This is a genomic window from Thermus aquaticus (assembly GCF_001280255.1).
GTDB classification, from domain to species: domain Bacteria; phylum Deinococcota; class Deinococci; order Deinococcales; family Thermaceae; genus Thermus; species Thermus aquaticus.
The window spans coordinates 1,050,508-1,062,867 of sequence record NZ_LHCI01000106.1; the positions used below are offsets into that span (position 1 = coordinate 1,050,508).

The following is a 12,360-nucleotide window of genomic DNA, read 5'->3' on the forward strand; positions in this document are numbered from 1 at the left end:
ATGACCAGGGCGCTGGGGGAAGCGGGTCTCCCTTCTCGCTCCCGGTCCCGGCGGACCAGGGCTTGCACCGCTTTCTCCCACACCCCCTCCTTCTGCCACCGGCGAAAGTAGTGGTAGACGGTGGACCAGTGGGGCAGGTCATGGGGCATGGCTCGCCAGGGAATGCCGTTCTTCAGGACGTAAAGGATGGCGTTCATGATCTCTCTTCTGGACACCTTGGCGGGCCGGCCGCCGGGCTTGGGGGCGGGGATGAGGGGCTCCAGGAGGCCCCACTCCTCGTCGGTTAGGTCGCTGGGGTAACATCGTCTAAGAGGCACCCTTCAAGGATACCACCCTTTTACGACAGCCTCTTAGTGCGGGGTGAGCCCCCCGTCCACGCAGAGGGTCTGGCCGTTAATGTAGGCCGCCCGCTCAGAGACCAGAAAGGCCACGGCCTCGGCCACCTCCTCGGGGCGGCCGAAGCGCCCGGCGGGAATCTGGGCCAGGTAGGCCTTCTTCACCTCCTCGGGGAGCCTTTCCGTCATCTCGGTTTCTATGAAGCCGGGAGCCACGGCGTTCGCGGTGATGCCCCTCCCCGCGTACTCCTTGGCCACCGCCCGGGTGAAGCCGATGAGGCCCGCCTTGGAGGCCACGTAGTTGGCCTGGCCCGGGTTCCCCAGGAGGCCCACCACGCTGGTGATGTTGACGATGCGGCCGAAGCGGGCCTTCATCATGAGCTTGACCGCCTCCCGGGTGGTGCGGAAGGCGGCGGAGAGGTTGGCTTCCAAAACGGCCTCCCAGTCCTCGTCCTTCATGCGCACCAGGAGGGTGTCCCGGGTGATGCCGGCGTTGTTGACCAGTGTGTCCAGCCCGCCTAGGGCCTCCGCCGCTTGGTGGACCAGGGTCGTGGCCGCCTGGGCCTCGAGGAGGTTGGCCTCCAGGACCGCCACCAGGGGGCTTCCCCGCCTCTTGGCCTCCTCGGCCACCTCCAGGGCCTTCTCCCGGTTATGGCCATAGTGGATGGCCAGGGCGAAGCCGTCCTCCGCCAGCCTCAGGGCGATGGCCCGGCCGATGCCGCGGCTTGCGCCGGTGATCAGGGCTTTACGCATGCGCCACCTCCAGGGCTTTTCTCAGGCTTTCGGGGTCCACGACGCTCAGGGCCTCGGCCTCTTTCAGCGTCCTCGCCACCAGGCCCTTCAGGACCTCCCCGCTTCCGAACTCCAGGAAGCGCCTAAGCCCCCGCCTTTCCATGTCCAAAAGAATATCCACCCAGCGCACCGGGGCGGTGATCTGGGCGAGGAGCAGGGCCTTGATGCGCTCGGGGTCTTCCTCGGGGCTTGCGGTCACGTTGGAGTAGACGGGGAAGCGGGGCCTCTTAAAGGCCACCCGGGCCAGGTCCTGGGCCAGGCGCTCTTGGGCGCTACGCATGAGGGAGGAGTGGAAGGGCGCGGAGACGGGTAGGAAGACCACCCGGGCCCTTTTCGCCTTTAGGACCTCAGCCGCCTTCTCCACCGCCTCCTTCTTGCCGGAGATCACCGTCTGCTCGGGGGCGTTGAGGTTGGCGGTCTCTACCCCTTCCAGGCCCTTCAGGGCCTCGGCGATCTCCTCCTTGGGAAGCTTCAGGATGGCGGCCATGGCCCCTTCCCCCGGAGGGACGGCCTCCTGCATGTACCGCCCCCTGAGGCGCACCAGATGGAGGGCCTCCTCCAGCTCCAAAGTCCCCGCCGCCACGTGGGCCGTCCACTCTCCCAGGGAGTGCCCGGCGGCCAGGGCGGGCTCCTTGCCCCCCGCCTCCAGGAAGGCCCGGTAGGCGGCGTAGCCCACGCAAAGGAGGGCGGGCTGCTGGTTTTCCGTGAGGGTGAGGGCCTCCTCCGGCCCCTCCCACATGAGCTTGAGGAGGCCGGGAAGGGCGGCCTCGGCCCGGTCCAGGACCTCTTTGGCGGCGGGGAAGGCCTGGTAGAGGGCCTGGCCCATGCCCAGCTTCTGCGAGCCTTGGCCGGGGAAGAGGGCGGCGTACATCAGGTACCCCCCCAGGTGAGGACGGCGGCGGCCCAGGTGAGCCCGGCCCCGAAGGAGACCAGGAGCACGTGGTCCCCCTCCCTGATCCGGCCCTCGTCCACCGCCTCCTTGAGGGCTAGGGGGATGGAGGCGGTGGAGGTGTTGCCGTAGCGGTCCACGTTGACCACCACCCGCTCCCAGGGGAGGCCCAGGCGCTCCCGGGCGGCGTCAATGATGCGCAGGTTGGCCTGGTGGGGGACGAAGACCTTGATGTCCTCGGGCGTTAGGCCCGCCTTTTCTATGGCCTCGAGGGTGGCGGTGTTCATGACCCGCACGGCGAACTTGAAGACCTCCCGCCCGTTCATGCGAAGGCGCTTTTCCATGGGGGTGCCGTCGGGGAGTCTGGGGGCCACGCAGGCGTGGAAGAGCTCCTTGGCCCCCGTGCCGTCTGAACCCAGGACGAAGGAGCGGAAGCCGAACCCCTCCCGCACCTTCCCCACCACCGCCGCTCCGCCGGCGTCCCCGAAGAGAACGGCGGTGGCCCGGTCGTTCCAGTCCAGGATCTTGGATAGCGCCTCGGCCCCGATGGCGAGGACCTTGCGGGCCAGCCCCGCCTCCACCAGGGCGTGGGCCTGGGCCAGGGCGTAGATCCACCCCGGGCAGCCCGCCAGGAGGTCGTAGGCGAAGGCGTTTAGGCCGAAGCGGGCCTGGACCAGGGCGGCGGTGTCGGGAAAGAGGGCGTCCGGGGTGTTGGTGGCCACGATGACCCCGTCCACGCCCTCGAGGGCCCCCGGGTGCCGCCTTAGGAGGTCCTCCACCGCCTTGAAGGCCAGGTCCGAGGTGTACTCGTCGGGGGCGGCGATGCGCCGTTCCCGGATTCCCGTGCGGGTCACGATCCACTCGTCGGAGGTGTCCAGGTAGGCCTCAAAGTCCTCGTTTTTCATCACCCTCTGGGGCGTGTAGGCCCCCAGGGCCAGGATGCCGCTCATGTCTGACCTCCCGTCATGGGCCTCACTATACCCGGCGGACCCGTAAAAAGTTGAGGCCCCGCCATGCGGGGCCATGTTTCCTTGACCGGGTCTAGACTTCCAGAACCTTGCGCCCGTCGTAGTAGCCGCACTGGGGGCAGACGGTGTGGGGAGGGCGCATGGCCTTGCACTCGGGGCAGGAGACCAGGGTGGGGGGGGTGAGGGCGTGGTGGCTCCTACGGGCATCGCGCCGCGCCTTAGAGGTCTTCTTCTTGGGTACAGGGTGCTTGGCCATCTCCAGTCCTCCGTGGGGGGCAAAGGCCCCCGCTAAACCCCTGGTAGTATAGCAGAAGCCCTAGAGTTCGGGAAGGAGGTCTTTAAGACCCAGGAAGGGGTGGTGGGCCTCCACCTCGTGGCCGCAGTCCACCAGGTTGCGGTCCGCCCCGCACACCGGGCAGAGGCCCTTGCACCCCTCCTCGCAGAGGACGGTGAAGGGCATCTCGCTCACAAAGGCCTCGGTGAGGAAGGGGAGGAGGTCCAGGTCCGGCTCTCCGAAGGCGTAGTACTCGTCCTCGGCCTCCTCGTGGAAGACCACCTCTTTAAGCCCCGGCTCGTAGCGGAGCATGTGCTGGAAGTGGGCGTGGATGGGGGTAGGGGTGGGCTTGAGGCAGCGGCGGCACTCCATGAGGACCACCCCCTCCACCTCGCCGGAGAGCCAGTACTCGTGCCCCCCCACCGAGGAGACGCTCACCTTCCAAAGGGCCTCGCCCTGGAGGGGAAAGCGCTCCTCGCCCACGTGGAACGCTTCCTGCACTGCGCCGGAAGCGCGGGCTACGCCTCCTTCCTTCAGGAGGCGGGCTAGGTTGATGCTGGCCACCTCGCGGTAATCCATCCTTCCAAGTATAGCGCAACCTTGCCCCTTTTCCTAGGGCATAAACTTCCCGAGCAACGCATAGGGCTTTTTGCTACCCTCAGGCCCATGGAACGCGTGGCCGTGGTGGGCGTGCCCATGGACCTGGGGGCGGGGCGGCGCGGGGTGGACATGGGTCCTTCTGCCCTCCGCTACGCCAGGCTTCTGGAGGAGCTGGAGGCTTTGGGCCTCGCCGTGGAGGACCTGGGGAACGTCCGGGTGCCCCTGGCGGAGACCCTGAGGGGCAGAAAGGGCCCCTACCTGGAGGAGATCCGCCAAGCGGCCTTGGAGCTCAAGGAAAGGCTCATGAACCTGCCCGAGGAGGTTTTTCCCATCGTCCTCGGGGGGGACCACTCCCTGGCCATGGGCTCGGTCTCCGGGGTGGCCCGGGGGCGGGTGGGGGTCATCTGGGTGGACGCCCACGCCGACTTCAACACGCCTGAGACCAGCCCCTCCGGCAACATCCACGGCATGCCCCTGGCGGTGCTCTGCGGGCTGGGGCACCCCAGGCTCACCGAAGTCTTCCAAGCGGTGGACCCTAAGGACGTGGTCCTCATAGGGGTCAGAAGCGTGGACCCGGGGGAGGCCCGGCTCCTCAAGGAGATGGGGGTCAGGGTCTACACCATGCACGAGGTGGACCGCTTGGGCATAGCCCCCATCGCCGAGGAGGCCCTGAGTTACCTGGAGGGGCTTCCCCTCCACGTGTCCTTGGACGCCGACGTCCTGGACCCCACCCTGGCCCCGGGGGTGGGGACCCCGGTCCCCGGGGGGCTTAGCTACCGCGAGGCCCACCTCCTCATGGAGATCCTGGCCCTTTCCGGGCGAGTGAGGAGCCTGGACCTGGTGGAGGTGAACCCCATTTTAGACGAGAAAAACCGCACCGCCCTCATGATGGTGGGGCTTGCCCTTAGCCTCCTCGGCAAGCGGATCCTCTAGGTACCCCGCCGTGGCGGGAGCCACGGCGGGGGCCCCAAAAGGGAACATCCCAGGCTCTAAAGCAATGGGCGGTCGCTTAGCCTAGGCGCCTTCTTAGGAGGCGGCCCACCTCTTGGCCCTGCTGGAAGGCCCCTCTCATCTCCTGGTAGGGGATGGGGGTTTTCCGGGCCTCCCTGGCCTCCAGGGCCTCCCGGGCCCACTCGCTCACCAGAAGGGGGAAGTCCAGGCCCGTGTCCAAGAAGTAGGCCTCGGACTCCCGCCAGGCCCCCTCGAGGCGGCGAAAGAGGGCGGCGGCGTCCTTGGGGGGCGGGGCCTCCGGCCAGAGGAAGCCGCTGGCCACCCCCAGAAGCCAGGCGCCCCTGAGGGGCTTGGCCCAGGCCTCCGCCCTCCTGGCCACGTAGGCCAGGGGGTTCTTTAAGAGGGCCTTGAGGTCTTCCATGCTTCGCCCTTCAGTCTAGCTTCGCCCTTCAGTTTAGGCGGGGGGCGAAAAAAGGGGCAAGGGGCAGAATGCCTCTTGCGCGTTTAAGCGGCCGCCCCGGATAGGCTTCTTTGGGGCCCCCGCCGTGGCTCTTGCCACGGCGGGGTATTTAAGTGCCCCACCGCGGCGAAAGCCGCGGTGGGGGCCCCAGAAAAGCCTTTTAGCCCGCTGCCAAAGCAGGCAGGAGCGCCCCAGGGAAGAGGCCCAGGAGGAGGAGGAAGAGGGCCACCAGAAGGGCCACGCCCCGGGAGAGGGGCTTCACCCTGGCCTCCGCCTCCCCCTTCTGGAAGACGGCGAGCCCCAGGGCCAGGTAGTAGTAGGCGCTTATGGCGCTGGTGACCAGGGCTAGGACCAATAGCCCCCAGGCCCCCGCCCTGGCGGCCTCGGTGAAAACCAGGTACTTCCCCCAGAAGCCCGCCAAAGGCGGCAGGCCCAGGAGGGAGAGGGAGGAGATGAAGAGGGCGAGGCCCAGGAGGGGGTCTTTGTGGAATAGGCCCTTGAGGCGCTCCAGGGGCACGCGGCCCGGGGAGATCTCCGAAAGGACGGCGAAGGCCAGGCCCGTCCCCAGGACGTAGGTGAGGAGGTAGAAAGCCAGGGCCCCGGCGTTTCCGGTGTAGAGGGCCAGGGCCATGTAGCCGGCGTGGGCGATGGAGCTATAGGCGAGAAGCCTTTTGGCCTCCTTCTGCGCCAAGGCGGCCAGGTTCCCCACCACCACCGAGAGGGCGATGAGGAGGGCCAGGCCCTCGAGGCCCCCGGGGGCCACCACCCGCAGGAGGGCGGCGAAGGCGGCCGCCTTCACCCCCGTGGCCATGAAGAGGACCACCGGGGTGGGGCTTCCCGCGTAGACGTCCGGGGTCCAGAAGTGGAAGGGGGCCAGGGCCACCTTGAAGCCCAGGCCCACCAGGAGGAGGCCCAGGGCCAGGGCGTAGAGGGGGCCCTCTCCGGGGGTGCCCGCCACCAGGCTCCCCGTGGCCCCGTAGTGGAGGGCGGCGCCGTAGAGGAAGAAGGCGGCGGCCAAGGCCCCCAGGAGGAAGTACTTGAGGGCGGCCTCCAGCCCCTCGCCCCTCCGCCAGGTGGCCAGGGCGTAGAGGGGGAGGGAGAGGGCCTCGAGGGCCACCAGCATCAGGATGAGGTTCTTGGTGGAGGCGAGAAGGTGCATGCCGAAGGCGGCGTAAAGCACCAGAAGGTAAAACTCAAACCGCCCCGTGCGCACCAGGCCCACCGTCCACAAGGCCCCGATCAGGGCCAAGAGGGTGAAGACCCGGGAAACCCCGTCCACCTCGTAGGGCCCGAAGGCAAAGGGCTTCCCCCAGGTGAAAAGGAGGGAGAGGAGGACCAAGGAGAGGCCCAGGATCACCAGCCGCTTGAAGACGGGCACGGGGACGAAGAAGCCAAGAAGGGTGAGGACCACGGAGAAGAGGGCGAAAAGGGCCAGGGTCATGCGCCACCTCCCAGGATCCGCGCGAAGGCCTCCGCCAGGGGCTTCAGGCCCCTGAGGAAGAAGCCGGGGAAGACGCCCATGAGGACCAAGGTGAGAACGCTAAGGGCGGCGAAGCCCCACTCCGCCCCCTTCAGGTCCTCCACGCTCCGGTTTTCCTCCTCCCAGAAGGTCTTCTGGAAGGCGGTGAGGGCGTAGGCCGCGGAGGCGATGACGGAGAGGAAGGCCAGGGCGGCCAGCCAGGGACTCGCCCTGTAGGCCCCGAGGAGGGTCAGAAACTCCCCGGGGAAGCCGGAAAGCCCGGGCAGGCCCACCATGGCCAGGAAGAGGAAGAGGGCCAAAGCGGCCATCCCGGGAGCGCTTTGCGCCAGGCCCCGGTAGCGGCCGATCTCCAGGGTGTGGGTCCTCTCGTAAAGCCGCCCGAAGAGGAGGAACAGCCCCCCGGTGTAGACCCCGCTCGCCGCCAGGAGGTAAAGCCCACCCAAAGCCCCCTCCGCCGTGCCGGAGAAGACCCCTAAGGCGGCCACCCCCATGTGGGCCAGGCCGGCGTAGGCCAGGAGGGTCTTAAAGTCCCTGGCGGCGAAGGCCAGCCAGGCCCCGTAGAGGGCGGAGATGGCGGCAAGGAAGAGGAGAAGCCCCTGCACCTCGGCGAAGCCCTCCGGGGCCAGGGGGATGGCGAAGCGGAAGAAGGCGAAGACCCCCACCTTGTAGAGGGTCCCCAGGGCGTCGGCCAGGCCCGAGGGGTGGTTCTCCTGGTGGAAGAGGGGAAGCCAGGCGTGGAGGGGAAAGAGGGGGGTCTTGATGGCGAAGGCCAGGGCGAAGCCCAAAAAGACCCAGAAGGCCGCCTGGCCCCTCACCGGGTGGGCCAGGAGGTCCTGGAGGAGGAAGGTGGGGCTACCCCCTAAGGCCTTCACCGCCAGGATGGCCGCCAGCATGGGCAAAGAGCCCGCCAGGGTGAAGAGGAGGAAGGTGTAAAGGGCCTTTACGCGCCCCTCGCCCCCGTAGAAGAGGAGCATGAGGAGGGCGGGGACCAGGGCCGCCTCAAAGAAGAGGTAGAAGACCACCAGGTCCCGGGCGGCGAAGAGGGCGAGGAGGAGCCCCTCCATGAGGAGGGCGAGGCCCAGAAAGCGCCCCTCCACCCGGGCCACCAGAGCCCCCAGGAAGACGGTGAGGGCGATGGTGAGGAAGAAGAGGGCGGAAAGCCCGTCCAGGCCGAAGGCCCAGTAGACCCCCGCCTGGGGCAGAAGGGGGGCCTCCACGCCGTAGGCCACGCCACCGGGGTGGTTCAGGAAGAGGAAGAGGTTGAGGATAAAGGCGAGGCCCGCCCCCAGGACCCCCAGGGTTCGGGGAAGCCCCAGGAGGAGAAGCCCGCCGAAGAGGATGGGTAGGAGAATGGCCAGGATTACCACCGCATCACCCCCAAGAGGATAAGCGCCCCCAGGACGAAGAGGAGGGCGTAGACCCTTAGGTAGCCCACCTGGGCCCGGGCCACCGCGCCGCCCCCCGCCCGCACCAGGCTCCCCAGTCCCAAGTAGCCGCCGAGAAGGCTCCGGTCCCCGTAGAAGAGGGCCTCCGCCAGGGCCTTCAAGGGGTTGACGATGAGGGCGTTGTAGACCTGGTCCACGTAGAAGGCTTCCCGGCTCCAGGCCTCAAAGGTCTGGTACCAGGCGGGAAGGGCCTTCCGCTGGAAGAAGGTGTAGCCCAGCCAGAGCCCCAAAAGGGCCACCAGGGCGGAGAGGGCGATCAGGCCCCACTCCGCTAAAAGGGAGAGGTGGTGGGCCTCCACCTCCGCCAGAGCGGGCTTCAGGAAGGGCTCCAGGACGTTGGGAAGGGGGTGGGGCAGGGCCAGGTAGCTCGCCAGGACCGAGCCTAAGGCCAGCAGGTGGTTGGGCCAGAGCATGACGGGCGGGGCCTCGTGGGGGTGGTGGTGGCCCCTCGCCTCGCCGAGGAAGACCAGGACGAACCAGCGCATGGCGTACATGGCGGTCAGGACCGCCACCAAAAGGGCCCCCAGGTAGAAGCCAAAGCCCCCGAAGGGGTAGGTGAGGGTGGCGGTGAGGATGGCGTCCTTGGACCAGAAGCCGGAGAGGAGGGGAAGCCCACCCAGGGCCAGGGCCCCGATCAGGCCGTGCCAGCGGGTCAGGGGCAGGTGCTGCCAGAGGCCGCCCATCTTGCGCACGTCCTGCTCCCCGCCCAGGGCGTGGATCACGCTCCCCGAGGCCAGGAAGAGGAGGGCCTTGAAGAAGGCGTGGGTGAAGACGTGGAAGAGGGCCACCCAGTAGGCCCCCACCCCCGCCGCCAGGAACATGTAGCCCAGCTGGCTGATGGTGGAATAGGCCACGATCTTTTTGATGTCCGTCTGGCCGAAGGCGGAAAGGGCCCCGTAGAAGGCGGTGAGGAGGCCGATGACGGCGATGGTGTAGGAGACGTCGGGCAAGGCGGCGTAGAGGAAGGAGCTCCGGGCGATGAGGTAGACCCCCGCCGTCACCATGGTGGCCGCGTGGATGAGGGCGGAGACGGGGGTGGGGCCGGCCATGGCGTCGGGAAGCCAGACCATGAGGGGCACCTGGGCGCTTTTGCCGATGGCCCCCACGAAGAGGAGAAAGCCCGCCAGGGCAAGAAGGCTCGGGTTCTTCAGGGGGCCTTCCAGGGCCTCCCTTAGCTCGCTGATGGAGAGGGTGCCGTAGAGCGCAAAGAGGATGGCCATGCCCAGCATGAAGCCCAGGTCGCCGATGCGGTTCACGATGAAGGCCTTGCGGGCGCTGTCGGCGTACTGGGCGTTTTTGTACCAGAAGCCGATGAGGAGGAAGCTGGCCAGGCCCACCCCTTCCCAGCCGATGAACATCACCGGGTAGCTGTCGGCCAGGACCAGGAGGAGCATCATGGCGATGAAGAGGTTGAAGTAGGCGAAGAAGCGGCTATACCCGGGGTCGCCCGCCATGTACCCGATGGCGTAGACGTGGATGAGGAAGCCCACGCCCGCCACGATGATGAGCATGAAGCCGGAGAGGTTGTCCAGAAGGAGGCTGAAGGGGATGCCGGGAAGCCACTCCGCCTGGAAGCGGGCCCCGCCCCCTAGGAGGAGGCCCACCCCCAGGAGGAGGGAGAGGAGGACGAGCCCCGAGGCCAGAACCCCGGGCCAGGGCTCTCGCATCCTCTTGCCGAAGAGGCCCAGGAGGGCAAACCCCAGGAGGGGAAGGAGAATCACGAATAGAAGCGTCATACTACCCCCTAAGCTCGGAAAGGTCGTCAAGGGCCGTGCTCTCCCGGTGGCGGAAGATGGCCACGATGAGGCCCAGGCCCACGGCCACCTCGGCGGCGGCGATGGCGATCACCATGAGGGCGGCCACCTGGCCCTCGAGGCCATAGGCCCGGGCGAAGCCCACCAGAGAGAGGTTGGCGGCGTTCAGCATAAGCTCAATGGAGAGAAAGACCAAAATGGCCGTCCTGCGGGTCAGAACCCCATAGACCCCCAGGGCGAAAAGGAGGGCGGAGGCCAAGAGGAAGCTCACCGCGCCACCTCCTTTTCCTTCTCCTCGGGCTTGAGGGCGTCTAGGGGCCTGGCGGGCTGGACCAGGGCCACGGCCACCACCGTGGCCGCCATGAGGAGAAAGCCCACCGCCAACAGGACGAAGAGCCAGTCCCCGTAGAGGAGGGGGCCCAGGGCCTGGGGCAGGCCTCCCTGGAGGTCCTTGCCCAGGGTCAGCTTCAGGCCCCAAAGGCCCGAGAGGAGGAGGGCGGCCACGCCCAGGGCCAGGAGGGCGGCCAGGGGCCTGGCCCGCACCAGGGGGTCAAAGCCGATCTCCCCCTGGGCGGCGAAGAGGAGCATGATCACGAAGAGGAAGAGGACCACGATGGCCCCGGCGTAGACGATGATCTGAATGAAACCCAGGAAACGGGCATCCAGGGCCACGTAGACCCCGGCCAGCACCAAAAAGTTCAGGATGAGGGCCAGCGCGGCGTGGATGGCGTTCCTGAGGGTGACCACCAGAACCCCGCTCAGGAGAAGGAGAAGAACGGCGAGGCCTTCCCAAGGGCTCATGGCTTCCTCCTCTCCGTGGGGGCCTGGAAGCCCTCCAGCTCGGGGCGGACGTAGGGCACCACGTAGCCGGGCTTCACCGCCTTGCCGGTGATCCTGGCCTCGCGGCGCTGGGGCTTGGTGCCCACCACGTCCACCAGCATGTCCTCCTTGCCGTAGATGAGGTCCGAGTACTGGTAGTCCGCCATCTCAAAGTCGTAGCCCAGGACGATGGCCCCTGTGGGGCAGGCCTCCTCGCACAGGCCGCAGAAGATGCACCGGAGCATGTTGATCTCGTAGACCTTGGCGTACCGCTCCCCCGCCGAGACCGGGTTCTCCGGGTCGTTCTCCGCCGGCTCCACGTAGATGGCGTAGGCGGGGCAGGCGGCGGCGCACAGAGAGCAACCGATGCACTTCTCCAGGCCGTTGGGGTGCCTCGTGAGGACGTGCCGCCCGTGGAAGCGGGGCTTCAGGGCCACGGGGGCGTCGGGGTAGGGGACGGTCACCGGTTTGGAAAAGAGGTACTTGAGGGTGATCCCCAGGCTTTGGGCCAGGGCCTTCAGGGTCATGCGCCACCTCCTTTTCTGGCGGGCTTGGGGCTATAGAAGAGGCCCCCCAGGAGGACCAGGAAGCTCAAGGCGGAGAGGTAGAGGAGGTAGGTCTTGGGGAGGCCCAGGGCCACCACCAAGGCGGTGACCAGGAACCAGACCAGGGCCACGGGGAAGAGGAAGCCCCAGCCGAAGCGGAGGAGCTGGTCGTAGCGGAGCCGGAACCAGGTGGCCCGGATCCAGATGAAGAGGAAGAGGAAGAAGGCGATCTTCACGAACATCCAGAGGTAGGGCACCTCCAGGAAGGGCATGGTCCAGCCCCCCAGGAAGAGGGTGGGGATGAGGGCGCTGGCGGTGATGAAGTGGATGTACTCCGTCATCTGGAAGAGGGCCCACTTGATGGAGCTGTACTCGGTGTGGTACCCCCCCACCAGCTCCTGCTCGGCCTCGGGCAGGTCAAAGGGGGTGCGGGCGGCCTCGGCCAAAGCGGCGGTGGCGTAGACCAAAAAGGCGGGGAAGGCGTAGAGGAAGAGCCAGCCGTTTTCCTTCTGCCAGTTGACGATGTCGTTCAGGTTAAGGCTTCCCACCAGGAGGACGGGGGAGAGGAGGGCGATCCCCAAGCCCAGCTCGTAGGAGATGAGGCTGGCCGAGGAGCGCAAGGAGCCCAGGAGGCTGTACTTGCTGCCCGAGGCCCAGCCCGCTAGGAAGATGCCGTAGATGGCCATCTCGCTCACGGCGAAGAGGTAGAGGAGGCCCAGGTCCAGGTTCAGCACCCAGGGCTGGTAGCCGAAGAAGCTCCCCGGGGGGCCGAAGGGGATGGCCCCGAAGGCTAGGAGGGCGAAGACCACGCCGATCAGGGGGGCCAGGACGAAGAGGACCTTGTCGGCCCGCTCCACCACGATGTCCTCCTTGAAGATGCTCTTGATGGCGTCAGCGATGGGCTGGAAGAGGCCCCCTGGCCCCACCCGGTTCGGGCCCAGGCGGACCTGGAAGCGGGCGAGAAGCCGCCTTTCAATGAGGGTCATGAAGGCGAAGGCGGTGAGGAGGCCCACCACCACCAAAAAGGCCTTCAGGGCCACCATCCAGT

At 67.5% G+C, this 12,360-nt stretch carries 15 protein-coding genes; 1 reads left to right on the forward strand and 14 read right to left on the reverse strand.

The genetic code is table 11. The features are described 5' to 3' along the window. From BVI061214_RS06785 to BVI061214_RS06810, 6 genes are all read right to left on the reverse strand, one after another. A partial coding sequence (locus tag BVI061214_RS06785) for an IS5 family transposase (RefSeq protein WP_053767756.1) occupies positions 1–317 on the reverse strand: 317 nt, incomplete at its 3' end. 33 nt (positions 318–350) lie between these two features. Next, positions 351–1,088: a 3-oxoacyl-[acyl-carrier-protein] reductase gene (fabG, locus tag BVI061214_RS06790; protein WP_053767757.1), complete on the reverse strand. Its 738-nt coding sequence runs from the start codon at positions 1,086–1,088 to the stop codon at positions 351–353. Beyond that, the gene (gene fabD, locus BVI061214_RS06795; RefSeq protein WP_053767758.1) at positions 1,081–1,998 is read right to left on the reverse strand and encodes an ACP S-malonyltransferase; all 918 of its coding nucleotides are present in this window, start codon (positions 1,996–1,998) and stop codon (positions 1,081–1,083) included. Before fabD ends, fabG begins: the two co-directional genes overlap by 8 nt. Further along, positions 1,998–2,966: a beta-ketoacyl-ACP synthase III gene (locus BVI061214_RS06800; protein ID WP_053767759.1), complete on the reverse strand. Its 969-nt coding sequence runs from the start codon at positions 2,964–2,966 to the stop codon at positions 1,998–2,000. Before BVI061214_RS06800 ends, fabD begins: the two co-directional genes overlap by 1 nt. A gap of 91 nt (positions 2,967–3,057) precedes the next feature. After that, entirely contained in the window at positions 3,058–3,240 is a 183-nt protein-coding gene (gene rpmF / locus BVI061214_RS06805; protein WP_053767760.1) for a 50S ribosomal protein L32, read from the reverse strand. Between the two features lie 60 nt (positions 3,241–3,300). Next, the gene (locus tag BVI061214_RS06810; protein WP_053767761.1) at positions 3,301–3,837 is read right to left on the reverse strand and encodes a DUF177 domain-containing protein; all 537 of its coding nucleotides are present in this window, start codon (positions 3,835–3,837) and stop codon (positions 3,301–3,303) included. An 87-nt stretch (positions 3,838–3,924) separates the two neighbouring features. Here BVI061214_RS06810 and rocF point away from each other — a divergent pair, with 87 nt between their 5' ends. After that, on the forward strand, positions 3,925–4,791 hold the full coding sequence (gene rocF / locus BVI061214_RS06815; RefSeq protein ID WP_156303237.1) for an arginase: 867 nt from the start codon (positions 3,925–3,927) through the stop codon (positions 4,789–4,791). Positions 4,792–4,867: 76 nt separating this feature from the next. Here rocF and BVI061214_RS06820 read toward each other — a convergent pair whose 3' ends face one another. The 8 genes from BVI061214_RS06820 to nuoH all read right to left on the reverse strand — a co-directional run bounded on the left by BVI061214_RS06820 (position 4,868) and on the right by nuoH (position 12,355). Next, positions 4,868–5,230: a hypothetical protein gene (locus BVI061214_RS06820; RefSeq protein WP_053767763.1), complete on the reverse strand. Its 363-nt coding sequence runs from the start codon at positions 5,228–5,230 to the stop codon at positions 4,868–4,870. Between the two features lie 199 nt (positions 5,231–5,429). Then, on the reverse strand, positions 5,430–6,710 hold the full coding sequence (locus tag BVI061214_RS06825; protein ID WP_053767764.1) for an NADH-quinone oxidoreductase subunit N: 1,281 nt from the start codon (positions 6,708–6,710) through the stop codon (positions 5,430–5,432). Beyond that, complete coding sequence (locus BVI061214_RS06830; protein ID WP_053767765.1) at positions 6,707–8,116, reverse strand: complex I subunit 4 family protein; 1,410 nt, start codon at positions 8,114–8,116, stop codon at positions 6,707–6,709. Before BVI061214_RS06830 ends, BVI061214_RS06825 begins: the two co-directional genes overlap by 4 nt. Next, entirely contained in the window at positions 8,110–9,930 is a 1,821-nt protein-coding gene (nuoL, locus tag BVI061214_RS06835; RefSeq protein WP_053767766.1) for an NADH-quinone oxidoreductase subunit L, read from the reverse strand. The genes BVI061214_RS06830 and nuoL overlap by 7 nt, the downstream gene beginning before the upstream one ends. Before the next feature lies 1 nt (position 9,931). Further along, the gene (nuoK, locus tag BVI061214_RS06840; protein WP_003046196.1) at positions 9,932–10,219 is read right to left on the reverse strand and encodes an NADH-quinone oxidoreductase subunit NuoK; all 288 of its coding nucleotides are present in this window, start codon (positions 10,217–10,219) and stop codon (positions 9,932–9,934) included. After that, positions 10,216–10,749: an NADH-quinone oxidoreductase subunit J family protein gene (locus BVI061214_RS06845; protein ID WP_003046194.1), complete on the reverse strand. Its 534-nt coding sequence runs from the start codon at positions 10,747–10,749 to the stop codon at positions 10,216–10,218. Before BVI061214_RS06845 ends, nuoK begins: the two co-directional genes overlap by 4 nt. Next, complete coding sequence (nuoI, locus tag BVI061214_RS06850; protein WP_003046191.1) at positions 10,746–11,294, reverse strand: NADH-quinone oxidoreductase subunit NuoI; 549 nt, start codon at positions 11,292–11,294, stop codon at positions 10,746–10,748. The genes BVI061214_RS06845 and nuoI overlap by 4 nt, the downstream gene beginning before the upstream one ends. Next, complete coding sequence (nuoH, locus tag BVI061214_RS06855; protein WP_156303301.1) at positions 11,291–12,355, reverse strand: NADH-quinone oxidoreductase subunit NuoH; 1,065 nt, start codon at positions 12,353–12,355, stop codon at positions 11,291–11,293. Before nuoH ends, nuoI begins: the two co-directional genes overlap by 4 nt. Positions 12,356–12,360: the final 5 nt, after the last annotated feature.